21 protein-coding genes are annotated in these 23607 nt (G+C 60.5%); 8 read left to right on the top strand and 13 right to left on the bottom strand.

Going from position 1 to position 23607, the window contains the following annotated elements; translation table 11 throughout:
• Positions 1-101: 101 nt before the first annotated feature.
• Together FY550_RS02940 and FY550_RS02935 are read right to left on the bottom strand one after the other, a co-directional pair.
• Complete coding sequence (locus FY550_RS02940) at positions 102-1157, bottom strand: tellurite resistance/C4-dicarboxylate transporter family protein (protein WP_070981558.1); 1056 nt, start codon at positions 1155-1157, stop codon at positions 102-104.
• A gap of 47 nt (positions 1158-1204) precedes the next feature.
• Complete coding sequence (locus FY550_RS02935; protein WP_149054347.1) at positions 1205-2068, bottom strand: ion transporter; 864 nt, start codon at positions 2066-2068, stop codon at positions 1205-1207.
• A 153-nt stretch (positions 2069-2221) separates the two neighbouring features.
• On the opposite strand from FY550_RS02935, the gene FY550_RS02930 reads away from it, so the two are divergent.
• Both FY550_RS02930 and FY550_RS02925 read left to right on the top strand, forming a co-directional pair.
• Positions 2222-2542, top strand: a complete 321-nt coding sequence (locus FY550_RS02930; protein ID WP_070981552.1) for a hypothetical protein — start codon at positions 2222-2224, stop codon at positions 2540-2542.
• A 221-nt stretch (positions 2543-2763) separates the two neighbouring features.
• A complete protein-coding gene (locus FY550_RS02925) occupies positions 2764-3759 on the top strand; it encodes an LLM class flavin-dependent oxidoreductase (protein WP_070981550.1) in 996 nt (331 codons plus the stop codon).
• 57 nt (positions 3760-3816) lie between these two features.
• On the opposite strand, the gene FY550_RS02920 is transcribed toward FY550_RS02925, so the two are convergent.
• From FY550_RS02920 to FY550_RS02895, 6 genes are all read right to left on the bottom strand, one after another.
• The gene (locus FY550_RS02920; protein WP_149054346.1) at positions 3817-6012 is read right to left on the bottom strand and encodes a TRAP transporter permease; all 2196 of its coding nucleotides are present in this window, start codon (positions 6010-6012) and stop codon (positions 3817-3819) included.
• Between the two features lie 31 nt (positions 6013-6043).
• Positions 6044-6574 (bottom strand): DUF1850 domain-containing protein, encoded by a 531-nt coding sequence (locus FY550_RS02915; RefSeq protein ID WP_070981548.1) that lies wholly within the window; start codon positions 6572-6574, stop codon positions 6044-6046.
• Between the two features lie 20 nt (positions 6575-6594).
• Positions 6595-7764, bottom strand: a complete 1170-nt coding sequence (locus FY550_RS02910; protein WP_070981546.1) for a TAXI family TRAP transporter solute-binding subunit — start codon at positions 7762-7764, stop codon at positions 6595-6597.
• Between the two features lie 152 nt (positions 7765-7916).
• Positions 7917-8666, bottom strand: a complete 750-nt coding sequence (locus FY550_RS02905; RefSeq protein ID WP_070981544.1) for an alpha/beta fold hydrolase — start codon at positions 8664-8666, stop codon at positions 7917-7919.
• A gap of 156 nt (positions 8667-8822) precedes the next feature.
• Complete coding sequence (locus FY550_RS02900) at positions 8823-10199, bottom strand: NAD-dependent succinate-semialdehyde dehydrogenase (protein WP_070981542.1); 1377 nt, start codon at positions 10197-10199, stop codon at positions 8823-8825.
• Positions 10200-10329: 130 nt separating this feature from the next.
• A complete protein-coding gene (locus FY550_RS02895; RefSeq protein WP_070981540.1) occupies positions 10330-10902 on the bottom strand; it encodes a TMEM165/GDT1 family protein in 573 nt (190 codons plus the stop codon).
• A 533-nt stretch (positions 10903-11435) separates the two neighbouring features.
• Between FY550_RS02895 and FY550_RS02890 the strand changes: the two genes are divergently transcribed.
• A complete protein-coding gene (locus tag FY550_RS02890) occupies positions 11436-12323 on the top strand; it encodes an MBL fold metallo-hydrolase (protein WP_070981538.1) in 888 nt (295 codons plus the stop codon).
• Positions 12324-12471: 148 nt separating this feature from the next.
• Here FY550_RS02890 and FY550_RS02885 read toward each other — a convergent pair whose 3' ends face one another.
• Genes FY550_RS02885 through dgcN form a run of 3 tightly spaced genes read right to left on the bottom strand, consistent with a single transcriptional unit; the run spans position 12472 to position 15358 of the window.
• Positions 12472-13341: a D-amino-acid transaminase gene (locus FY550_RS02885; protein ID WP_070981536.1), complete on the bottom strand. Its 870-nt coding sequence runs from the start codon at positions 13339-13341 to the stop codon at positions 12472-12474.
• Between the two features lie 35 nt (positions 13342-13376).
• A complete protein-coding gene (gene dgcA, locus FY550_RS02880; RefSeq protein ID WP_070981534.1) occupies positions 13377-14363 on the bottom strand; it encodes an N-acetyl-D-Glu racemase DgcA in 987 nt (328 codons plus the stop codon).
• Positions 14360-15358 carry an N-acetyltransferase DgcN gene (gene dgcN / locus FY550_RS02875; RefSeq protein ID WP_070981528.1) on the bottom strand — a complete coding sequence of 333 codons (999 nt, stop codon included), beginning with the start codon at positions 15356-15358 and terminating at the stop codon, positions 14360-14362. The genes dgcA and dgcN overlap by 4 nt, the downstream gene beginning before the upstream one ends.
• Positions 15359-15567: 209 nt before the next feature.
• Here dgcN and trhO point away from each other — a divergent pair, with 209 nt between their 5' ends.
• Positions 15568-16518, top strand: a complete 951-nt coding sequence (gene trhO / locus FY550_RS02870) for an oxygen-dependent tRNA uridine(34) hydroxylase TrhO (RefSeq protein ID WP_149054345.1) — start codon at positions 15568-15570, stop codon at positions 16516-16518.
• A gap of 8 nt (positions 16519-16526) precedes the next feature.
• Here the strand turns inward: trhO and glnE are convergent, their stop codons facing one another.
• The gene (gene glnE / locus FY550_RS02865) at positions 16527-19472 is read right to left on the bottom strand and encodes a bifunctional [glutamate--ammonia ligase]-adenylyl-L-tyrosine phosphorylase/[glutamate--ammonia-ligase] adenylyltransferase (protein WP_070981526.1); all 2946 of its coding nucleotides are present in this window, start codon (positions 19470-19472) and stop codon (positions 16527-16529) included.
• Between the two features lie 162 nt (positions 19473-19634).
• Here glnE and FY550_RS02860 point away from each other — a divergent pair, with 162 nt between their 5' ends.
• Both FY550_RS02860 and FY550_RS02855 read left to right on the top strand, forming a co-directional pair.
• Positions 19635-20450, top strand: a complete 816-nt coding sequence (locus tag FY550_RS02860) for an amidohydrolase family protein (protein ID WP_070981524.1) — start codon at positions 19635-19637, stop codon at positions 20448-20450.
• 85 nt (positions 20451-20535) lie between these two features.
• Positions 20536-21645, top strand: a complete 1110-nt coding sequence (locus FY550_RS02855) for an AbrB family transcriptional regulator (RefSeq protein WP_070981521.1) — start codon at positions 20536-20538, stop codon at positions 21643-21645.
• Here FY550_RS02855 and FY550_RS02850 read toward each other — a convergent pair.
• A complete protein-coding gene (locus tag FY550_RS02850) occupies positions 21610-22428 on the bottom strand; it encodes an undecaprenyl-diphosphate phosphatase (protein ID WP_199287840.1) in 819 nt (272 codons plus the stop codon). The genes FY550_RS02855 and FY550_RS02850 overlap by 36 nt on opposite strands.
• 196 nt (positions 22429-22624) lie before the next feature.
• Here FY550_RS02850 and FY550_RS02845 point away from each other — a divergent pair, with 196 nt between their 5' ends.
• Together FY550_RS02845 and FY550_RS02840 are read left to right on the top strand one after the other, a co-directional pair.
• Positions 22625-23131, top strand: coding sequence for an NUDIX hydrolase (locus tag FY550_RS02845; protein ID WP_199287839.1), 507 nt, complete (start codon positions 22625-22627; stop codon positions 23129-23131).
• A gap of 3 nt (positions 23132-23134) precedes the next feature.
• Complete coding sequence (locus FY550_RS02840) at positions 23135-23593, top strand: hypothetical protein (protein ID WP_070981519.1); 459 nt, start codon at positions 23135-23137, stop codon at positions 23591-23593.
• Positions 23594-23607: the final 14 nt, after the last annotated feature.

Genomic DNA, 23607 nt, shown 5'->3' with positions numbered 1-23607 from the left:
CAGGTCGAGCGAAGGGTGTCGAACCGGCCGCTGCCGTGACGCCGGGGTTACTGCCCCGGCGCCCGGTCTGCGGCTTTTTCGCGTAGCTGTTTCGATCACCTTCAGGCGCTCGACCGCCGCTGATACCACTGGCGCTTCAGCCAGATCATCAGCCCTGCCACTGATACCAGCCATGCCAGTGTGGCCAGCCCGCCTACGACCAGCGCCATGTCATGGAGCAGGCGAAAATGCTCGGCTGATGCCAGCCGCGCTGTCGCCAGCGCATACATCGCCACCGGAAACACGCTGGCCCATACGGTCGGCCTGAAGTTTAACGGCTCCCGCTTGATCAGATGCTTCCAGCCGTCGAGCATCAGCAGAGTAGGGATCAGCCAGCTGCTCCATATCCACAGGATCAGAACTGCTGCTTCAAGCAGCCCACCGGCACTTTGCCAGACCGATGTCCGTGGCAGGAGCGACAGCAACTCGGCGCCCGCATCGACACTGATCGCCGCTGACCCCATCACGACCCAGTAGACAGGATTGATGTCACGCTGGTGCAGGGGAACGAAGCTGATTCGGTTGAAAAAGATGGTGATGAAGATGGCATACCACATCACCCCGAATCCCCATAGCCCGAACAGCAGCAGCGCCATCAGCGCAGAACTCTCCCCGTCGAGATGGAACAGTTGAGTGGCCAGGATCACGACCGATTGGGTCGCCACGATCCATAGCAACCAGCCACCATGGGTCACATCGGCGCGCTGCTCATCGTTGCGAAAGGCCAGTACACCAAAGCTGACATAGCCCAGTACCAGCCACAGCACGCCCGCGACAACAAGCAGGGTCGTGGCCGACTCGAGCCAGCCACGATAGCTGAGCTGAACGCCAAACACGCAGCTTGCCGCTACCAGCGTGAAAAAGGTAAATATCTGACGCGGATCGAGCAGATCGCGGCTCAGCGCTTGCGGAAAGCGAAGCGCCCGTATCATCAGCAGCGCGACCAGCAGCGGATAGATGCCCCAGTTGAGCCAGTAGAACAGTGCCGACAGTGGTTTCAGATCCAGTTGCCAGAAGGCGTTGGAAAGCGTCCCTGTTGCCATCGCCAGCGTGAACCAGGCCGGTGACATATCACGCAATCGATGTAGCGGCCCCTGCCCGGAATCATGATCGCTCAACCCTGCCTCCCTATCGTATCCTGTGATTTCAGCAAGCAGGCTATACCCTACTGATCCGGTTTGTTGCTGCCGGTCAGGTGACGCCTCATTCGCGCATCGCCCCCTTCGGCATCCTCCACCTTGTCCTCTTCACCGGACGCTCCGGTAGTCGGTGGGCGCTGTAGCTCAGCCCTGAGCGCGCGCACTTCTTCGGTCAGCTCTTCCATTCGACTATTGAGATGGCGGATCATTTCGCGACTGGCCCGATGCTGACGATCGTCATCTTCACTCTCTTCACTGACATAGAGCGAACTGACATAGGCAGCAAAACTACCGAACAGCCCTACTCCGCCGATCATCAGAAAGCAGGCAATAATGCGACCGGCCGTCGTCACCGGGTAGAAGTCACCGTAGCCGACCGTGGTAATGGTGACAAAAGCCCACCAGAGTGCATCGCCAGCGGTTTCGATTGGGCTATTGGGGTCCGGTCCTTCGACCAGCAGAATGGCAATGGCGCCAAAGACCACCAGCAGTACGGTCATCGACGCCACACTGAAGAACATGCCCTCGGCGCGATTGCGAAACATCACACCCATGACCACATTGATCGAGCGTAGTGCACGAATCAGACGAAAGATCAGAATGACCCGGAACAACCGTGCAGCCTGCAGATGCCAGAGTATCGGGATACTGGCAATCAGATCGATCCAGCCCCATTTCATGTACTCCAGCTTGCTGGGGGCGCGGGCGAAGCGCAGGCAGAAATCGATGAAGAAAAAGATGCAGACAAAGGCGTCCAGGTAGCGCAGCAACCGCGTTACTTCTGCCGGCAGCACAAAGAAGGTCTCGGCTGCCAGTGCAGCCAGCACGTAAAGCGACACCACAAACAGGAAGAGCTGAAAGGGCGTGACACGCTCGGGTGGGGTGGACATGATGTCTTCCGGCGAAACTCGACGGGCACAACCGGGCGAAGTCTCTACCCGATCCACGAAACTGATACTCTAACCGAAAGGTCCGGGGTTACCGAACCCGACGGGGCATTTGGTGTCATAATCTACAGGCCATCCTGATAGGGAGCATACGACATGGCAGACCCCCGCCAAAACGCCGCCTGGCGCATGGCCGAACAGCTTCGGGCAAATACACGCAGTTCGACCCGTAATACCGGAGGATTCAAGCTGCTCGTGACCTGGCTGGCCTTCGGCCTGCTGCTGATCGTGGGTACAGTGCTGGCCCTGTGTTTCCTGCTGATCGGCTGGGCCATGATGCCGCTGCTGCGCCATCGGATGAAGCGCCAGGCCGAACGCTTCGGTCAGACCCATGAAGGCCAGTACACGACTGCGGAGCACGACCGCCAGGTACTGGAAGGTGAGTACCACGTTCACACTCATTCCACACGTCGCTAGCCCCCCTTTACCTGACAGACCAGGTGCCCACGCCTTTCAATCATCCGATCCTGCGCCGGGTTTCCTGTCAATGAGCCGGCCTGAGCCGGCTCATTGTTCGCACTAGGCTTGAAAAGTCACGGAGCGCCCTCAATTCTGCATGATAATGAGGACGCTAACGATCTCCGCCCGTTCAGGTTATCGTGTCGCGATCACGTCCGTCGACCCTCCGGAGCCCTGTCATGTCACGACTCAACGATGTCCGCCTCTCGGTACTCGATCTGGCGCCCGTCCGCCAGGGGGGCAGTATCAGTGAAACCTTTGCCAATACTGTCAGCCTCGCACAGCATGCCGAGCAACTCGGCTACACCCGTTTCTGGCTGGCCGAACACCACAACGCGGCCGGTATCGCCAGTGCCGCCACCTCGGTACTGATCGGCCATGTGGCTGGTGCAACCTCGACCCTGCGGGTAGGTTCCGGTGGCATCATGCTGCCCAATCACGCGCCGCTGGTGGTTGCCGAGCAGTTCGGTACGCTGGCCACGCTCTATCCCGACCGAATCGATCTGGGGCTCGGCCGCGCGCCAGGTACTGACGGCATGACCGTGCGTGCCCTCAAGCGCGATCCCATGAGCGGGGTCAGCGACTTTCCCCAACAGGTTGCCGAACTGCAGCGCTTCCTCGGCGATGGCCAGCCGGGACAGCAGGTGCACGCCTGGCCCGGTGAAGGCACGCATGTCCCCATCTGGCTGCTGGGATCCAGCGGGTATAGCGCTCAGCTGGCCGCGCAGATGGGCTTGCCATTCGCCTTTGCCGGTCAGTTTGCCCCCGGCTACATGCTCGAAGCGATTCGTCTCTATCGCGAGCAGTTCCAGCCTTCGGCAGTCCTCGACCAACCCTATGTGATTACCGGCATCCCGATCGTGGCGGCAGATACCGACGAACAGGCGCAATATCACGCCACCACTCAGCAGCAGAAATTCCTGGCGCTGGCCCGAGGCCGGCGAATCCAGCTGGCCCCACCGGTCGAGCAGATGGATTGGAGCCCACAGGAACAGGCTGCCGTGCAGCAGAATCTCGGTGCTTCCATCGTGGGTGGCCCCGAGACTGTACGCAGCGAACTCGAGCGCTTTCTCGAGCTCACCGGGGCCGACGAGGTCATGGTCAACTCCGATTTCTACTACCACGAGGATCGCCTGCACAGCTACGAGATTCTTGCCAATCTCTGCCTGCGCTGAAGCGCAAAAAACCGCCCGGCGCCTGCCGGGCGGTTTTACTGGCGACACCGCTACCGCTCAGGAAGCCGGTGAAGTCTTCTCACGCCCAGCCGCCATTCGGTTGGCTACCATCACCAATACCGCAATCGCGGCCCCACCGAGATCGCTGAGCCAGCCGGGATAGATCAGCAGCAAGGCGCCAGCGGCCGCCAGCAGCCGCATCGGCAATGACACTGCACGCCACAGATAGCCCTCGATCGCCACCGCCAGCAGTGCCACACCCACGACGCCAGTGATGATGATACCCACCACGCTGCTCCAGCTGGCATCGATCATCAGCATCGAGTGTGAGAATACGAACATGTAGGGCACCACGAAGCCGGCGACTGCCAGTTTCATGGCCTGCAGCCCGGTGGCATTGGGTGAGCCACCGCTGATCCCTGCCCCGGCATAGGCCGCCAATGCGACCGGCGGCGTCAGATTGGCAAACAGACCGAAATAGAACACGAACATGTGGGCCACGAAAACCGCCGTATCACTGCTACCGGCCATCTCGCGAAACAGTGGCAGATTGAGCAGGATCGGCGCCGCCATGGTGCTGGTAATGATGTAGGTGGGGATGCTTGGCAGCCCCATGCCCAGCACGATCGACGCCAGCATGGTCAGCACCAGCGTGACCAGCAGCTGGATCATCGGAATCGGAATCTGATGACCCAGTTGTACCACGGCATCGGCGGCTTCCAGCGCGATTCCGGTCAGTGTGGCCACGCCCACGATGATACCTACCGCGCCACAGGCCACGGCAACCGGAATGGCATTACGTACGCCTTCCTCCATGGCCTCACGACATTCACGCACATCCATCTTTTCGGCGACCAGCCCCAGCCTTGCGCGCAGCGCGTTGACGATTACCGGGAGCGCAATCACTGCCAGCAGCCACCAGCGATCTGCCGGTATGCCGGGCATCATGTGGCCTCCCAGCAGTGCCCGCCACTGCGGCTCGAACACCAGCGCCACCAGAATAACGGTCAGCCCCACGGTGACCCGACGGGTTCCGCAGATCAGCACGGTTGCAGCGATCGACCAGAAGGCGGCAAAGAACGGCGCCCGGCCCTCGAACAGTTGCCACATCAGTACCGCCATGGGGAGCAGCAGATGGCCACGCTTGAGCAGCACCTCACGCAGCGGTGTCAGCTCCGAACGGGGAATGCCCTTCAGACCGTTGCGCAGTGCGCGCAGATGCACCTGAATCAGCACACCAAGATAATAGAGCAGTGCCGGGATGATCCCGGCCAGCACGATCTGGGTGTAGGGCACGGAGAGCACTTCGGCCATGATGAAGGCCGCCGCGCCCATGATCGGTGGCAGGATCTGGCCACCCACGCTGGAGGCCGCCTCGACCGCTCCAGCGAAATTGGCGCGATAGCCGGTTTTTTTCATCAGCGGAATGGTAAAGGCGCCGGTGGTGACCACATTGGCGATCGCCGAGCCGTTGATCGAGCCCAGAAAACCGCTGGCAAGCACCGCTACCTTGGCCGGCCCACCACGTGTATGACCTGCCACACCCAACGCCAGATCATTGAACAGCTGCCCCAGACCGGACTTGCCGAGAAAGGCGCCAAACAGGATGAACAGGATAATATAGCTGGCCGACACTGCAATGGCAGTGCCCAGCAGGCCCTCGGTAATGAACACCAGATGCGAGACGATCTGGCGCCCTACCGCGAGTGCAATCTGCTCGTTGAGCTGCGGGTAGAACGTCAGCCGGACATAAAATGCGTAAAGTAGAAAGCCGGCAGCCAACAGCGCCAGGCCCCAGCCCGTCACCCGGCGTGCCGCATCGATGACAAGCAGCAGTGCCACCAGGCCTACCACCATATCGGTGACAGTGATCCGTCCGGCCGAGGCAATGACCCGATCGGAGACCATCAGCATGTAGACACCTATCGCAAAGGCCAGCAGCGCCAGCAGGGCATCGCCCCAGGGCACCCGGTCGCGGGCCCCGTTACGGGTCAATGGAAAGAGGATGAACGCCAGTCCCAGCAGGGTATAGAGATGGATGCTGCGCTGAGCGACATCCACCAGCGGGCCGGAAAACGAGGTATAGAGATGAAACAGCGCCAGCAGTATCGCGATGACGCTGACCAGACTCAGTACGCCACGGGGCAGACTGTGGCGAATGGCACTTTCCCGATCGTATTTCTCCAGCAGCGCCGGATCCACGGCTTCGGGGGTCGCGCTATCGGACACGGCGGTAGCGGGCTGCTGTCTCATGTTATCCCGTGAAGGGGTCGGCATGGTCATTCTACTCTTGCAGTGTGCCTTGCCCACGTGGGGTCGAAGGCAGCCAGGGCCGAATCAGCGCCGGCAGCACGCGCCACAGCGGCGCACGCCGACCGGCAAAGGTTACGATACGTGGGCGGTCACCGCGATAGAGCGGCCAGACCCGATTGTCATACAGCAATCGATAGTGCTCTGCCGGTGCAGCCTGGATATTGAGCGGATCAACCACCCGATCGATACCACTCATTTCCACCCAGCCATCGATCAGTCGCGTATGTCGACCGGCATGATCCGGCACACCGGCACCGAAGGTTCGAAAACGGGTCATGCTGACCCGAATCGTCCCCTGATCAAGCCGGTAGTACTCGATCCAATCCTCGCGCTCAACCGAGTGCTGCCAGCGAACGGCGAAGCTGACGGTGCCGAAAGCGGGAAAGGCAAAGCGCCACTGCCCACCACTCGACATCACCAGCCAGGGAAGCGGCCAGCAGGCCAGCAGAACCACGGCCACCAGTACTGCAACGGTGACCGTGAAACGGGCTTGTCGTTTCATTGCGCTTTCGCAGCGCTCATTTACTGCCCGGACTGATCGTCACCAGCACCCTGGCCGTTTTCGCCGTCACTACCACTCTCATTCACGCTCTCATAAAAGTCCCTGGCACCGGGTTGCAGTGGTGCCACCAGATCGGTACCCATGGTATTGCGATCGAAACGCTTGAGCGCGCCCACCGAAACCTTGTCGGTGCCCAGATAGTCATAGGTGCGTTTGGCCAGCTCACGTGCCACATCATCACGCATCGAGCTCGGGACAATCATCATGTTGCGGATCGCCACGGTCTGCACAGCCTGAGGCAGGTCATAGCTCTGCGCGGTGTGGGCAGGGATCTCGTAGTGCTGATAGTAGGGATAGGCCTTGAGCAGCTTGTCCGCGGTATCGCCGGAGACCGGCACGAAAACCACGTCGTTGTTCTGCATCAGCCCGGTAATGCTGGAGTTGGGAACGCCTGATGTGAAGAAGGCCGCATCGAGGTTGCCATTCCCCATTTCAGTCACGCTGTCGGCATAGCCGGTATGACTGACCCGGGCCAGGTCGTCATAGCTCATGCCAGCCGCCTCCAGCACTTTCTGGGCGCTCTGCTCGACCCCGGAGCCCACCTTGCCGACACCGACCCGCTTGCCGGCCAGGTCACTGATCGAATGAATATTGCTGTTGGCCGTAGCGACGACCTGCACCACGTTGGGGTAGAGGCCGGCCAGCGCACGGATCTCGACCGGATTATCCTGAAATTGCCCCTGTCCCTTGAGGGCGTCGTAGGCGACATCACTCATGACAATGGCAATCTGATTGAGGCCATCGGCAATGTTCTGAATGTTTTGTACCGAGGCACCGGTAGAGACTACCTGAACATTGTTGATCAGATCGCTGCGCTCGAAGACTGACTTGAGAGCCCCGCCGATCGGATAGTAGCTGCCGGAAGTGCCACCGGTACCAAAGATCAGGCTGACCGGCTCACCCGCCTGCTGGTCGGTATCGTTACCGGACTGCGCATCACCCGAGGCCTGCGTAGAGGACTGCTGCGTATCGTTGCCCGCCGAACCCGTCGATTGTTCACTATTGGCATTCTGTTGTTGCTGCTCTGATTGCGCCTGATCGGAAGGCTCATCATCACCGCCGCCACAACCACCAAGGCCCAAACCCAGCAGGGCAATGGCTGCCGCCAGCGTAAGTGTCCGGATATTCATGCGCTGATCCCCTGAATGCTCGCCTGTTGGTATGAGGGGCCAGCTTAGGGGGCAGGACATCGGGGTACCATGACCCCGACATTCGACCTTGGTCTTAATTCATACAAAAGAACAATTAAATCAACCGCTTAAAATAAGCGTCGAAGTCGATATCATACCGCCTGTGTTATGAACTCGCTTATCTCGGCGGCCAATTGTTCAGGAATTTCAAGCGGTAGCAAATGCCCACACTGTTTGATGATGCGCAGTTCACCCTGCGCAAAATGCGGCATGACCAGACGCTTTTGCACATCAGGAGGCAAAGAAGGGTCCTGATCACCCACGATCACGCGGACCGGATAGTTCAGCGTGCCCACGGCCGCTGAATGATCCTCGGCATAAGTGGTACGTGGCCAGCGATACCATCCTTCACGCGACGCACGCATGGCATCAAGCACAGCTCGTTCAAAGGCAGCTGCCGACGGCGACTGCACCACTGCCCCACGGATGAAGGCTTCGGCCTGTTCGCGGCTGAAATCGAAGGCAAGCTGAAAGTTTCGCTCATCTTCGCTGACCGGCTGCGGCCCGGGCGGTGTGGGGGCCACCAGCAGAAGTGCTTCCAGCCAGGCGGGCTGACGCGCCGCCAACAGCATGGCAGTGCGGCCGGAAAACGAGTGCCCGACCAGCACGACCCGGGTCAAACCCAGCTCGCGTACTGTCTCCTCGACCTGATCCGCCATCGCCACGCTATCCAGTGCCTCACTCGGCCCCGCATCACCGAATCCCGGCATGTCGACGGCGATACAGCGATGGTACGGCGTCAGGTAGGGCAACACTTCGGTCCAGTCCCGGTGGGAGTTGCCGAAGAAGTGCATCAGCAACAGGGTCGGCTCCCCCTGCCCTTCATCGATCAGTGGCAGCATTGCTTCACTCCATGGTCATATCGTTTCAGGAGTGTAGTGCTCATGGCGGAATTGTCAGCGCTACCACCACTGCTGATGCCTTTTGAGGGCAAGCGTCCCCCCATCGAAAAAACCGCCGTCAGAGACGGCGGTTTGCGACCCACGGTCAAAAGCACTTCATTGAGCAATCATCAGTGACTTGATGTTGACGAATTCACGCATGCCAAAACCACCGTGCTCACGCCCGTAACCGCTGTCTTTCACACCACCGAATGGCAGATTGGGCTGAGCGATATAATACCCATTGACGCTGACCATGCCGGTATCGAAATGGTCACGCACCAGCTTGACCGCACGCGCCTCATCCTCGGAGAAGATACCGCCGCCAAGTCCATAGACAGAATCGTTGGCGATGGCAATGGCGTCCTCTTCATCGCTGGCCCGGATCAGCGCCGCCACGGGACCGAACAGCTCGCCGTCATAGGCCGGCATCCCCGGTTTGACCTCTTCCAGCACGGTGGCAGGATAAAAGAACCCATCCGTATCCGGCAGTTCGCCTCCAACCGTGCAGACGGCGCCATTGGCGACCGACGCCTTCACCTGCTCATGCAGATTGTCGCGCAGATCCTTGCGTGCGATCGGGCCAAGCGCCGTGTCCTCCTTCATGGGATCGCCAAACGCGGCCTGTTTCATTTTCTCGACGAAGGCATCACGAAACTGCTCATAAACGGCATCCACGACCACGAAACGCTTGGCAGCGACGCAGGTCTGACCGTTATTGTAGTTTCGCCCCATCACACAAGCGTTCACCGCTTTTTCGATGTCGGCATCCTCCAGTACCAGGAAGGCATCGTTACTGCCGAGCTCCAGCACACTCTTCTTGAGGTGCTCGCCAGCAGCCGCTGCCACCTTGCGACCGGTCGCTGCACTGCCCGTGAAGGTCACCCCCCGAACTCGCTTGTGCGCCGTCACCCGGCTTGCCTGGTCATCGGCAATGAACAATACGCTGAACACATGCTCCGGCAAACCGGCCTCGCGGAAGATATCCGCCAGTGCCTCGGCACACCCCCAGACATTGGGCGCATGCTTCAACAGTACGGTATTGCCAGCCATGATATTGGCAATGGCGTAGCGGATGACCTGGTAGAATGGGAAGTTCCATGGCTGAATACCGAAAATCACACCCATGGGCTGATAAGTCACCAATGCCCGACCACCCTCGAGGGCACGCGCCTCATCGGCCAGGACACCAGCGGCGTTCTCGGCACTGTAGTCACAAATCGCCTTGCACAGGTCGATTTCCCCCGGGCCCTGGCTGATCGGCTTGCCCATTTCTTCGGTCATGAGTCTGGCCAGACGCTCCCGATGTTCAACCAGAAGCTCGCCTACCCGACGTACCAGCTCGGCACGCTCTTCGAATGAACGCTCCTTCCAGTCGAGAAACGCCTGATGACTCTGCTCAACGAGCTGATCGAGCTGCTGATCCGAAATGGTTTCGAACTCGCGGATGACCTGACCCGTAGCCGGATTGACGGTTTGAATGGTACTCGACACAACGCCTCCTCATGGACGGGTATTGAAATCACCCTCAAGCATGGGCGAGAAGTGTCGGATATACCGTATTGGTTTCTCTCGATGTTTTGCTCGATCCTCCAGCCATGTCGAATTCAGCCCCCAGGTGCGATCAGGCCAAACCGGCTGCGCCGGCCAGCGTCCACCCACCCAGGGCGATAAACAACAGGGTCGAGGCAATATGAATCGGCCGAACAGGCAACCGCTCGGCAAAACGGGCGCCCAGCCACAATACCGGTGTATTGGCGACCATCATGCCCAGCGTCGAGCCCAGGGTGACCATGGGGAAGTCGTGAAAACGGGCGCCCAGCAGAATAGTGGCAAACTGGGTCTTGTCGCCCAGCTCGGCGACCGTGAACAGGACAAAAGCCGAGCCGAAAACGCCCAGTCGCAAACGCTCTTCGGTGAGTTCCGGATCATCATCCGGCTTGAGCATCCACAACCCGATGGCGATAAACGCAAATCCGGTCATGACATCGAGCGAATGCCGGTCGATCAGCGAAGAGAGCGCGCCCCCAAGCCAGGCCGAAACGGCATGGTTCAGAATCGACGAGCTCAGGATGCCCCAGAAGATCGGCCAGGGACGACGAAAACGAATGGCCAGCAATAGCGCCAGAATCTGGGTCTTGTCCCCCAGTTCGGCCAGCGCCACGGAGCCGAAGGAAACGAGCAGAGCCTGCACCATCACATCTCCCGGGTCGAATGCCCGCTCATTACATACAAGCGGGTCGGCATGCCCCGGGTCTCGTCAGAGCGTATCGCACAAGCGATTCGATCATACCGGCCACAACGCCATTCGCGACAGCGTTGAAGATGTTGACAGGTATCTCCGTACACGCCAGCCGGTGCGTACGAAGCGACTACTCCCCCACAGCGGGGGTTACCTTAGCGCACCGCTTACTTCTCGACAACCATAAACCTGGAACAACCTCTTTAAAAACAGGAAGTTAAAAACAACTTTCTTCACCGGGGTGGAGAATGACAACCCCGGTTCACACTCTGCCGGGATGAAGGATGACGCAATGCGCGATATCTTTTCGAAGAGCCAACCACCTTCAGGCGTCCCGCACGAATCAACGCTTTATACCTGAAGCGCCAGCCATGCTGAAACCAGACTGAACGTGACTCCAAACCACTCGCCCGCTAAGCTGTCAAACACTCCGGCGGGGCGCCAGCCCCTCTTATCCATTCGAACAGGATTGTTACAGGACCCGCGGAATGACAGGCAACAGCGAGCTCCCCCGCCCTCGGCTCCAGTCCACCGGCGCGCATCACATCGCTATCGGCGATATTGTGGTCACCACATTACAGGATGCCTGGATGACCGGCTCACTGGGGCTGATACAGAATCTTGATGCAGAGACTGCCGCCGGCCTGCATGAACGCAGTCTGCGTGCCGATCCCCCACACATTACGCTTAATGCCTATCTGCTGTGGCTCGAAGATCGACTGGTGCTCATCGATACCGGCTTCGGTGTCTTTGCCGGTGAAGAGAGCGGTCGCATGAACGCAGCACTGGCGGAGATCGGTGTGCTCCCGGAAGCCATCGATGATGTGCTGCTCACTCATGTGCACCCCGATCACATTGGTGGGCTGATCAACAGCGATGACCAGCCTGTCTTCCCCAACGCCACCGTGCATGTCCCTGGTGGTGAACTGGATTTCTGGCTGGGTAAAGAGCCCGAAGGCATTAGTGAAGCCGTGCAGCAACATTTTGCCGCCGCACGGCGCATTCTTGGTGCCATTGAGGCCCGCACCGAGCGTCTGGACGGCAACGCGGTCATACCCGGCATTACTCGCGTGCCGCTCCCGGGGCATACCCCCGATCACAGCGGCTACCGGGTTGAATCCAACGGTGACTCCCTGCTGATCTGGGGCGATATCGTGCACCTGCCGCACATTCAGCTGGCTCGTCCCGAGGCCGGCGTGCTGTTCGATGTCGACGGCGACCAGGCGCGCCGCACCCGTGAAGCCCTGCTTGAAGAGGTCAGTGAGCAGCAGCAGCTGATCGCCGGGCATCACATCGACTTCCCCGGAATAGGCCACATCGTGCGTGATGGGGACGGGTACCGCTTTCTGCCCCACGTCTGGACGCCTACCGTCTGACACTCAGTGACGCAGCCACGGTGTAAAATCGTGCGTGATTGCGCTCGCGCGAGAAGAAAGCAATAGAGTTGCGAGCGCAGTCGAAATGGCGAGCAGGGAGGCTGACCGGTCTCTATCGTCCATGACACGATCCCGGACGACTCCCTGTTCAGATCGCGCGCCGGCGACTCTCTTCAATAAAGCGTTCACGCAGTCGGGTAATCGCCGGCAGCGGCCGACCATCGCCGATCGGTTGCCCATCGATTTCGACTACCGGGGTGACAAACGAGGTCGCCGAGGTAACGAAAGCAGCGCGCGCAGCCTTTGCCTCATCAATGGTAAAACCGCGTTCCTCGACCCGCATGCCCTGCTCCTCGGCGAAGGCCATCACTGCGCTGCGGGTAATCCCGGGCAGAATCGAGTGCGACAATGCCCGGGTCACCAGGGTGTCCTCATGATCGAGCAACCAGGCATTGCTGGAGGAGCCTTCGGTGACCTGGCCTCCCTCGATCAGCCAGGCATCGTCGGCCCCGCGCCGCTTTGCTTCCATCTTTGCCATCGAAGGATAAAGCAACTGCACCGTCTTGATATCCCGGCGATTCCAGCGTAGATCGGGCAACGAGACTACACGCAGCCCATCACGGGCAGCCGGGGCATCAAGCAGCGGTTTATGCTGGGTAAACAGCACCAGCGTGGCCGGCGTCCCCGTGGCGGGATAGACAAAGTCGCGATCGGCGGCCCCGCGGGTCACCTGCAGATAGACCAATCCCTGATCGACCCCATTACGCTGCACCAGCTCACGATGAATGGCGAGCAGCTCGTTATCATCCGTGGCCAGGGTCATGTCGAGCTCACCCAGCGAACGATGCAGCCGCGCCATGTGGTTCCCGAAATCGACCAGCCGGCCATCCAGCACCGTGGTCACCTCATAGACCCCATCGGCGAACAGAAAACCGCGATCGAAGACCGAAACATGCGCTTCATTTTCCGGCAGATAGTCGCCGTTGACATAGACGGTACGCAGGGAATTATTGCTCATCGCTGTTCCATGAAAGATCGATCCACAAGCTCATATCAGCCCCACAGGGCCGTGTCGGCCGGATGAATACCGGTCTCATCGAACTGCATGCCTCCGGGCCGGTCCTCGGCCAACAGCAGCGGTCCGTCAAGATCGACCACACTGGCGCCCTGGGCGACCAGCAATGCCGGCGCCATGGAAAGCGATGATCCCACCATGCAACCAACCATGATTGAATAGCCTGCAGCGCGGGCGGCTTCACGCAGCGCCAGCGCCTCGGTCAGACCACCGGTCTTGTCGAGCTTGATGTTGATCATGTCATAGCGCCCGGCCACATGATCGAGTGAGGCACAATCATGGCAGGATTCATCGGCGCAGACCGGCAGGGTCCGCTCGAGCCAGGCCAGCGCGCTGTCGTCAGATGCGGGAAACGGCTGCTCAACCATTTCCACGCCAAGACGCATCAGCACCGGTGCCAGTCGCTCGTAATCGCTCGTTGACCAGCCCTCGTTGGCATCGACGATGATGCGCGCCGAGGGGGCTCCCTCGCGTACCGCTTCCAGCCGCTCCAGATCGCCCTCACCGCCCAGCTTGATCTTCAACAGCGGGCGATGCGCATGAGCACGTGCCTTTTCGCGCATCCTTGATGGCTCGGCCAGTGACAAGGTAAAGGCGGTGATTTCCGGCTGCGGCGCTTCAAGCCCGGCCAAATGCCAGACCGGCTTGCCGGTACGTTTGGCCTCCAGATCCCAGAAGGCACAATCCAGCGCATTGCGCGCCGCGCCGGGCGGCAGTCGGGTCTGCAACTGCTCACGATCAAGCCCCTGCTCGATCTCACCGGCCAGACCACGTACCGTCTCGATCACGCTGTCGACCGTCTCATGATAGCGGCTATAAGGTACGCCTTCCCCATGCCCCCGATGAGTGCCGTCATCAAGAATGACATGCACTACCCGCGCTTCACTGCGCGAGCCACGGGAGATGGTAAAGACTTCCGCCAGCGGAAAGACCTCTTCAGTGACATGCACGCGGACACGACTCATGAGCTCAGCTCCCCGGCCAGACGATCGGCCCCCTGACGGAAAGGATCGACACAGGGTAGTTCGAGCCGGGCCTCCAGGTCAGCGAGATACCGTTCGGCCTCCTGCTCGTCCAGCCCCGCCGTATTGACCGACACGCCAATGACCCGGCAGGAAGGATTGACGATCCGCGCCATGGTCAGTGCGGTCTCACGCAGCTGCTCGAGACTCGGTAGCGCATACTCGGGCAGGCCGCGCATATGAGTGCGAGTCGGCTCATGACAGAGAATCAGGGCATCGGGCTGGCCACCGTGAATCAGTGCCAGCGTCACCCCCGAAAAGGAAGGATGGAACAGACTGCCCTGCCCTTCGATGATATCCCAGTGATCCTCATCATTGGCCGGAGTCAGCCACTCGATCGAGCCGGCCATGAAATCGGCAACAACGGCATCAAGCGGCACACCTTCACCGGTGATCAGAATGCCGGTCTGACCGGTGGCGCGGAAGCTCGATTTCACATCGCGCGCTTTCAGCGCGCTGTCCAGCGCAAGCGCAGTATACATCTTGCCTACCGAGCAATCGGTGCCGACCGCGAGGCAGCGCTTTCCGGCACGGGGCTTGCCATCGGCAATCGGATACTTCACCTGAGGCACCCGCACATCGATCAGTTGTCTGCCATGGCGCTCGGCAGCCGCAACCAGCCGTGGCTCGTCACGCAGCAGGTTGTGCAGGCCAGAGGCAATATCCATGCCTGCGGCCAGCGCCTGCTCAAGCACTTCCAGCCACTTTTCGGAGATCACCCCGCCCCGGTTTGCCACGCCGATCACCAGCGTTTTTGCCCCCTGAGCCACAGCCTGTTCTACGCTCATGTCCGGCAGTTTCATGTCCGCCTGACAACCCGCCAGGCGTAGCTGGCCAAGGGCATATTCCGGTCGCCAGTCACGTATACCCTGCGCCACCTTGGCAGCCAGTGGATCAGGGGCATCGCCCAGAAACAGCAGATAAGGGGTCTTCAGCACGGCCGGGGTTCTCCTGCAGCGGGGAAATTGTCGTTCGCAGTCCTGCTTCATGACGATAGCATGGCCGTCGCACGCGATCAGCGTCTCTCATTGCTGACGGGTGCACCGTTTCAATGCGCCCGGTAGAATAGGCCCGCTATCGGCCCGAGCCGACAGCCCGATTCACTATCCCGGTCCGCCCTTTACGCGGGCGACTGCCAGGAGTTCACATGTCACTCGCTACCGAGTCTGCTGCGCCCATTGTGGTGGCAGCGCTATACAAGTTCGTCTCCCTGCCCGACTACCAGGCGCTGCGCGAGCCGTTGCTGGAAGTCATGCGCGCACACGCGGTGAAAGGCACCTTGCTGCTCGCCGAGGAAGGTATCAATGGCACCGTCGCCGCAACGCGCGAGAATATCGATGCGCTGCTGGCCTGGCTGAAAGCCGATCCGAGATTGCAGGATATTGATCACAAGGAGTCGTATACCTCCGAACACCCCTTCCACCGCACCAAGGTCAAGCTCAAGCGCGAGATCGTCACCATGGGTGTGGAGGGCGTCGATCCCAATCGCCAGGTCGGCACCTACGTCGAACCCCAGGCGTGGAATGCCCTGATCGAGGATCCGGAAGTGCTGGTGCTCGATACCCGTAACGAGTACGAGGTCGAGATTGGCTCCTTTGAAGGCGCCGTTGACCCGCGCACGCAATCGTTTCGCGAATTCCCCGAGTATGTAAAACAGCACTACGACCCTGCACAACACCGCCGGGTCGCCATGTTCTGTACCGGCGGTATTCGCTGCGAGAAAGCGTCGAGCTGGATGCTCGAACAGGGTTTCGAGGAGGTGTATCACCTCAAGGGTGGCATCCTGAAGTATCTCGAGGAAGTACCGGAGGCCCAGTCGAAATGGCAAGGCGACTGTTTCGTGTTCGATGATCGGGTCACGGTACGCCACGATCTGTCGGAGGGGGACTTCGATCAGTGTCATGCCTGTCGTCGCCCGATCTCGGTCGAGGATCGTCAGTCGCCCTTTTACGAGCCCGGCGTCAGCTGCCCCCACTGCCATGACAGCCTGCCGGAAAAGACCCGTGCCGGCGCACGCGAGCGCCAGCGCCAGATCGAGCTGGCAAAGGCCCGTGGCGAGCCGCATCCGATCGGGCGCGATCCACGCCAGGAGCAGTAACCTGCCCGCTATTCGATGTCATTACGAGCGCTGTTCGCTTCAGCGCTCGTCTCGAACAGGGCCTGCCAGCGCGCAGTGACAGCATTGCGATGCCCTCTGAAACGCTCGGCATCGACCAGTGATCCGGCCCGGGTCAGCGCTGCACGGTGAGTGGCATTGCGGTAATCCAGCCAGGCGGTACGCAGTGCCCGGGTCTCTTCGGCAGAGAGCTGACCGGCGGACTCCAGCGTCTCCAGAATGCGCATGTTGTCGGTGAAGGTCATCAGTGGCGGAAAACGCTGGCTCAGCGCCAGTACGGCATACTGATTCATGAATTCGATATCGATCATGCCGCCCGGGTCCTGCTTGATATGGAAACGCCCGGCCCGTCGCTCACCGGCGCTGCTGCCAAGATGCTCACGCATGCGCTGGCGCATCGAAAGCACCTCTTCACGCAGGGTGGCCGGATCACGCGGGCGGGAGAGAATTTCCCGGCGCACCTCATCGAAGCGCGCCGCCAGCGCCTGACTACCGGCTACCGCCCGGGCGCGCACCAGCGCCTGATGCTCCCAGGTCCAGGCCTGATGACGCTGATAATCGGCGAAAGCTTCCAGCGTTGACACCAGCAGCCCCGAGGCGCCAGAGGGACGCAGACGCATGTCGACTTCGTAGAGCACACCAGCCGGCGTGGTGGTGGTCAGCATGTGGATGATGCGCTGCCCCAGGCGGGTAAAGAAAATACTGTTATCGATTTTCCGAGGGCCATCGGTCTGCCCCTGGGGCTCGGCATCATGCAGGAAAACCAGATCGAGATCCGAGCCATAACCCATCTCGATACCGCCAAGCTTGCCATAGCCCACGACCAGGAAATCGGCCACTTCGTCATCACTGTCTGCCGTGGGTCGATCAGCCCGCGCCTGGGGATGGCCATACTTGCGCGTCAGCGCTCGCCAGGCAATGCGTACGACCGCCTGCAGTACCACTTCGGCGATCAGGGTAAGGTAGTCGCTGACATGCATCAGAGTCCGTGCGCCGGCAATATCGGACGCCGCCACACTGAGAATCTGAGCATGCCGGAAGTGCCGCAGCGCCTCCATCTGCGCCTCTTCGTCATCCTCCGCCAGCCGCGCCAGACGGCTGCGCAACTCTTCGTCGAGCTGATCGCGTTCAGCCGGCGAATAAAGTGTGCGCGGATCAAGCAGCTCGTCCAGCAGCATTGGATGCCGCGCCAACTGCTCGGCAATCCAGGCGCTGGCAGCGCATAAATTGACGAACTGCGTCAGCGCACCGGGGTTTTCCCGCAGCAGGGAGAGATAAGCCGTGCGACGCAGTACGGCTTCGATCAGGGTCAGTACACGCTCCAGCGTCACATCGGGATTATCGACCTCGGCCACGGTCGCAAACAGCGATGGCATCAGCGCCTCCAGCCGCTCGAAGCCGATCCGCTGCATGGTGGTAACCGTCCGCGAGTCGCGCAGCTGACGGATACGGCGCAGCGCCCCATTGGCATCACTGAAACCGTGCTCATCGAGCAGCGCCAGGGCCTGCTCCTCATCCAGTGCCGACTGCCACAATGCCCGCCACTCGCTGAGCGACGTTTCTTCGCTGCCTTCCCCTGCCTCATCCTCCGGGGCAATAACACTGTCAAAGTGCTGGCGGACACGCTGGCGCACTTCGTCAAGGCGTTCGCAAAGTGCTGTCCAGTCATCCGCGCCCAGCGCAAAAGCCAGCCGACTGCGCTCCAGCGCATCCTCGGGCAACGTCTGGGTCTGGCGGTCGTGCAATGCCTGAAGGGCGTGCTCGAGATCACGCAAAAAGACATAATCGGCCTCGAGCGACTCGGCATCGCGACGCCCCATCATGTCGAGCGCCACAAGCTGGCTCAGCGCCTGATGCAACGAAGGGGTCTGCAGTTCTGTCATCTGCCCCCCACGGATCAACTGAAAGGCCTGCACCACAAACTCTGCTTCCCGGATGCCGCCGGCACCCAGTTTGATGTCATCCTCGCGACCGCGACGTCGCACTTCACGATTGATCAGCGTCTTCATCTCGCGCAGTGATTCGATCGCGCCGAAATCGATATAGCGTCGATAGACGAAAGGACGCAGGGTTTCGAGCAACTCCCGGCCAGCGGCCACGTCACCGGCCACGGGGCGCGCCTTGAGCATCGCATAGCGCTCCCACTCACGCCCCTGATCCTGATAGTAATTGATCAGTGTGTTGAAACTGCCCACCAGCGGGCCACCCTCGCCCAGCGGACGAAGGCGCATGTCGACACGAAAGACAAAACCGTCTTCGGTAATGGCATCCAGCGCATTGATCAGTTTCTGACCCAGGCGGGTAAAATACTCCTGATGATCCAGACAGCGCCGGCCACCAACGGTCTCGCCCTTCTCCGGATAGGCAAGGATCAGATCGATATCCGAGGAAAGATTCAGTTCGCCTGCCCCCAGCTTGCCCATGCCAAAGACCACCAGGCGCTGGGGCCGCCCCTCTTCATCCGGACTCGGGAGGCCCCAGCGCGCCTCATAATGGCGTTCACACCACTGCAGGGCTACTTCGACGCAAACTTCGGCCAGCCGTGAAACGGCCGCAGCGGTCACCCAGGCATCCGCGCGGTCGTTGCGATCCCGCCAGATGATGCCGACCATCCGATCACGCCTGAACCGCCGCAGCGCCGAGTGCATGCCGGCCTCATCCTCGACTTCAACCAGTGCCGCCTCCAGCCATTTGCTCAACTGCGCGCTGGCAGGCGCCCGTTCCAGCTCGTCACCCGCTTCCAGGCGACCAATCAGCTGAGGGTCCCGACGCAATGCCTCACCCACGAAGACCGACCCGGCCAGTACCGTGACCAGTTCGCGTAATCGGTTCTCACCAAGCCCGGCACACAGCGCTTCGTCCAGTTGGGAAAGGGTTTCCCGAACCGGCTTTTGAAGGTCTTCGGGCAGGATGGCGAGCGCGATCTCGAGCGACATGCCGGAACTCCTCGAAAAGGATGACAACTGGAATAATGCCACCTGAAGCAGGGTTTATCATACGTCCTGGTGCTGGCTGTATTGCGCCGACTGCTTCAGGCTTAGAGAAAAGGGGCACTCGATACTGCCCCTTGCCCCGCCATGTCGACCGGGAGAAGCTCCATGTCCTCAAACAATGTGACCCCGCTGAGCCAGCCCCATCGTACCGGCGCCACCACCTGCTTCGATGCGCACTGTCATATCATCGATCCGCGCTTTGGACTGATCGATAACCAGGGCTATCGACCTTCACCCTTTACCGTCGAGGATTACTACCGGGCCACCGACAAACTGGGGATCATCGGCGGTGCAGTAGTGGCCGGTTCCTTTCAGGGATTTCAGCAACAGTGGCTGCGCACCGCCCTGATGGAGCTGGGACCCGGTTTTGTCGGCGTCGCACAGCTGCCCTTCGAGGCTACCGATGAAGAAATACTGGCGCTGGCCGAAGCAGGCGTCCGTGCCCTGCGCTTCAACCTTCATCGCGGCCCCTTACCGGATTTCGAGCAGATCGAAGCCATGGCACAGCGCTGCTTCGAACTGGCCGACTGGCACGTCGAGTTCTATTGCGACGTGCGTGAACTTGCCTCCCATCAGGCACTACTGACGCGTCTGCCACGTGTGGTCATTGACCATCTTGGTCTTTCCCGGGAGGGGCTGGGACTACTGCTGGAACTGGTGGATGCCGGGGTCAAGGTCAAGGCCTCCGGATTCGGACGTACCGACTGCGATATCCCCGCCACTCTGGCAGCAATTGCAGAACGCAATCGCCACGCCCTGATGTTCGGTACTGACCTGCCTTCTACCCGTGCACCACGACCCTTTCACCCGGATGACATCGGCCTGATCCGTCATGCGCTGGGCCCCGAGGAATCGCGTCTGGCACTGCGTGACAATGCACTGGCCCTCTATCGACCTGATTCGTCGCCCGACATTGCCTGAAAAATTGTCAACAACCTGCCAGTGACCCGGCCACATGTTCGATGCTGGCGTGCTATGCTTGAGGCTTTTATGGAGTCGGTCGGCGGTGCGCATTAATCGTCTACACTTCTCACCCCTGGTGCTCTGGCGCTGGCTGGCCCTGATCGCCGCCTGCACCATTGCCAGCCTGTTGCTACAGGCGCTGCAAATGCCCGCCGGCGCATTCATCGGACCCATGGCAGTCGCCATTCTCTTCGGTATCAGCGGAATGCGACTACGGCTGCCACGCACCCTGTTCAAATGCGGTCAGGGCGTGGTCGGGTGTCTGATCGCACAGACCATGACACTGCCAATATTGTTGACGATTCTGCAGGGCTGGCCGGTCATGCTACTGGCCATCGCCATTACCCTGCTATTGAGCCTGCTGGTGGGTATCGGACTGGTGCGTTATGGCGGCTTGCCGGGCACTACCGCAGCCTGGGGCACCACGCCCGGGGCCGCCGCCGCCATGGTGGCCATGGCGGAGGAGGCCAATGCCGATCCACGCATTGTCGCGGCCATGCAGTATGTTCGAGTTATCTGTGTGGTACTCGTAGGCGCGCTGGTCAGTCATTGGCTGGGAGCCGGTGACGGTCAGAGTCACCGCGGCGCACCCATGCAGTGGACGCCATCAGGTATCGGCGGTCTGGGGGTTTCTCTTGCCGTCATTGCACTGGGCGTATGGGTAGTGGACCGTCTGCTGCCGGCGGGCGCCCTGCTGGGGCCGATGGTCATTGGTACCGTCCTGCATGTCACCCAATGGGTGCCCATCACCCTGCCGGGGCCACTTTTGCAGTTTGCCTATGCCCTGATCGGCGTCTATGTCGGGCTGCGCTTCGATCGTCAGACGGTGCGCAATGTCACCCACGCCTTCAAGTGGATGCTGCTCGCCTCGCTGGTACTGATTGCAATGTGCGCCCTGTCGGCGGCAGCCCTGTTTTCACTGCTCAAGACCGATTTCGTCAGTGCCTATCTGGCCACCAGTCCGGGTGGACTGGATTCGATGACCATCATTGCGCTGGATACGCATGCCGATATCGGCATTGTGGCTGCCTTACAGACACTGCGCCTGTTCACGGTCATTCTGGTCGGCCCTTCCATGGCACGCTTCATCGCCCGCTTTGCCCGTTCCTCGCCGGCATCATCCGTGACCGGTAAACAACAACACCATCAGTAACCCGCCGAACAGGATGCGATACCAGCCGAAAACCGCCAGCGTATGTCTCTCGACAAAACGTACCAGCACTCTAACCACGATCAATGCGCTGACAAAGGCGGCCATGAACCCCACCGCAATGGTCAGAACATCACCGAACGTCAATCCCGTGTGATACTTCCACAGATCCAGCGTGGTGGCACCGAGCATGGTGGGAATGGCCAGAAAGAAGGAGAACTCGGTAGCGGTCCTGCGCGACAAACCGCTCAGCATGCCCCCGACGATGGTCGCACCAGAGCGCGAGGTGCCGGGGATGACAGCGAAACACTGGGCCACACCCACCGCCAGAGCCTGGCGCCAGCCGATGTCGTCGGTAGCACTGATGACCGGTGCCCGAACGAACCGTTCAATCATGATAATGACCACGCCACCGATGATCAGCATGCCAGCCACAATGCGAGGATCGAACAGTACCCGAGTAATCTGATCGATGAACACAAACCCCACCACTGCCGATGGCAAAAAACCCAGCAACACGTTGCGGGCAAAGCGCAGTGCCACCGGGTCACGTTGAACGACCCCCCTCACGGCAAAGATCACGCGATCGAGATAAGCCCAGATCACCGCCAGAATCGACCCCAGCTGAATAACGACTTCAAAGGGTTTGCTGACCCGTCCATCAAAGCCGATCCAGTGCGCCACCAGAATCAGATGCCCGGTACTGGAAACCGGGAGGAATTCGGTTATCCCTTCCACGATGCCCAGTATCAGCGCCTGCCAGGGGTGCCAGTCCGTCAGCATCATGACACCGATCTCCGTGGTTCACTGCACTTTCGACGCCACCCGCTGCGACCCACTACTTCAATTCCTGCCGACATGTGCCACTCCGTGTATCACGGGCCCGATCCCGAATGCCGATAGCCCGACAGGCGCGTATTCCAGCATCCGATGATGAAGATTTCCTGATCATTCAGCGCAAGGGCAAAAGAAAGAGGTGCCGATGCCAGACAGGACAGACATCGTGCCAGTACGCTATGCTGACCCTCTCTCAAGTCACCTGCCGATGGTTGATGCCATGACGGAACGCCTCCATGTTGTCGCTGGCTGCCTGCTGGATCGGCATCAGCGCCTACTGATCGTGCGCAAGCGGGGGACTGACGTTTACATGCTGCCGGGCGGTAAGCCGGAGAGCGGTGAAACCCCCATGGCAACACTGCTGCGTGAATGGCAGGAAGAGCTTGGCGGCGAACTGGCCGAACCGCATCTGGTATTGCTGGGCCGCTTCAGTGCGCCCGCTGCCCATGAGCCCGATACCATAGTGGATGCCGATGTTTTCGAAATCGACCACGCCATTCTGGAGCTGATGACGCCAGCAGCCGGTGGAGAGATCGAAGCGGTGGACTGGTTGGCGCTGGACGATCAGTCTGATCCGCAGCGCCTGGCGCCGCTGCTGCGCGACGCCATTCTGCCGGCCCTTAGAGAACGCCACGACATCGGGATCGACTGAACCATGCGCACCATCCGACGCTCCATTGCGACGGCCTTCATCAACGAGCGCCATGAGCTGCTGGTCATTCAGCCTCAGGCTCAGGGGCGCTTCACCCTGCCACGAGTCGCCCACGAGGATGACAGCGAGCCGCTCGATATCGTTGCCGGGTTGTCACGCACCATTCTTGGCACGACGATCGATACCCATGAAGCCATGTGGATCGGTCGCTTTTCCGATCTTGACGACGATCAGCCCGAACTGCTCGAGGTCGCCGAAGTCTATGTCGTGCCGGTGACCGAAGCCAGCGTGGACGTCCGTGCCTCAGGCCTGCCACCCGCCTGGGCTGCCATCAACGCCCGTCCTCCGGCCGATACCCTGAGCTCGCTGGTCGAGATTCAGATCCTGCCAGCGCTGGCCAGCGTACTGGGTCATGGCGCGCCGCGTCCGGAAGATGAACCTCAGCCGGCTTCCAACCACTGATTACAGCGCTGCAG

The organism is Kushneria phosphatilytica, assembly GCF_008247605.1.
GTDB classification, from domain to species: Bacteria; Pseudomonadota; Gammaproteobacteria; order Pseudomonadales; family Halomonadaceae; genus Kushneria; species Kushneria phosphatilytica.
The sequence above is the reverse complement of the archived record's forward strand: the minus strand, read 5'-3'. Positions and strand labels throughout refer to the sequence as shown.

Bases quoted from the DNA above. Each gene is read 5' to 3' on its own strand.
- FY550_RS02920 (WP_149054346.1), bottom strand. From the start codon at position 6,012: ATGAGACAGCAGCCCGCTACCGCCGTGTCCGATAGCGCGACCCCCGAA.
- trhO (WP_149054345.1), top strand. From the start codon at position 15,568: ATGTCACTCGCTACCGAGTCTGCTGCGCCCATTGTGGTGGCAGCGCTA.
- FY550_RS02840 (WP_070981519.1), top strand. From the start codon at position 23,135: ATGCGCACCATCCGACGCTCCATTGCGACGGCCTTCATCAACGAGCGC.
- FY550_RS02885 (WP_070981536.1), bottom strand. From the start codon at position 13,341: ATGAGCAATAATTCCCTGCGTACCGTCTATGTCAACGGCGACTATCTG.
- FY550_RS02930 (WP_070981552.1), top strand. From the start codon at position 2,222: ATGGCAGACCCCCGCCAAAACGCCGCCTGGCGCATGGCCGAACAGCTT.
- FY550_RS02905 (WP_070981544.1), bottom strand. From the start codon at position 8,666: ATGCTGCCACTGATCGATGAAGGGCAGGGGGAGCCGACCCTGTTGCTG.
- FY550_RS02850 (WP_199287840.1), bottom strand. From the start codon at position 22,428: ATGATGCTGACGGACTGGCACCCCTGGCAGGCGCTGATACTGGGCATC.
- FY550_RS02860 (WP_070981524.1), top strand. From the start codon at position 19,635: ATGTCCTCAAACAATGTGACCCCGCTGAGCCAGCCCCATCGTACCGGC.
- FY550_RS02935 (WP_149054347.1), bottom strand. From the start codon at position 2,068: ATGTCCACCCCACCCGAGCGTGTCACGCCCTTTCAGCTCTTCCTGTTT.
- glnE (WP_070981526.1), bottom strand. From the start codon at position 19,472: ATGTCGCTCGAGATCGCGCTCGCCATCCTGCCCGAAGACCTTCAAAAG.
- FY550_RS02915 (WP_070981548.1), bottom strand. From the start codon at position 6,574: ATGAAACGACAAGCCCGTTTCACGGTCACCGTTGCAGTACTGGTGGCC.
- FY550_RS02925 (WP_070981550.1), top strand. From the start codon at position 2,764: ATGTCACGACTCAACGATGTCCGCCTCTCGGTACTCGATCTGGCGCCC.
- FY550_RS02910 (WP_070981546.1), bottom strand. From the start codon at position 7,764: ATGAATATCCGGACACTTACGCTGGCGGCAGCCATTGCCCTGCTGGGT.
- FY550_RS02895 (WP_070981540.1), bottom strand. From the start codon at position 10,902: ATGGTGCAGGCTCTGCTCGTTTCCTTCGGCTCCGTGGCGCTGGCCGAA.
- dgcA (WP_070981534.1), bottom strand. From the start codon at position 14,363: ATGAGTCGTGTCCGCGTGCATGTCACTGAAGAGGTCTTTCCGCTGGCG.
- FY550_RS02845 (WP_199287839.1), top strand. From the start codon at position 22,625: ATGCCAGACAGGACAGACATCGTGCCAGTACGCTATGCTGACCCTCTC.
- FY550_RS02890 (WP_070981538.1), top strand. From the start codon at position 11,436: ATGACAGGCAACAGCGAGCTCCCCCGCCCTCGGCTCCAGTCCACCGGC.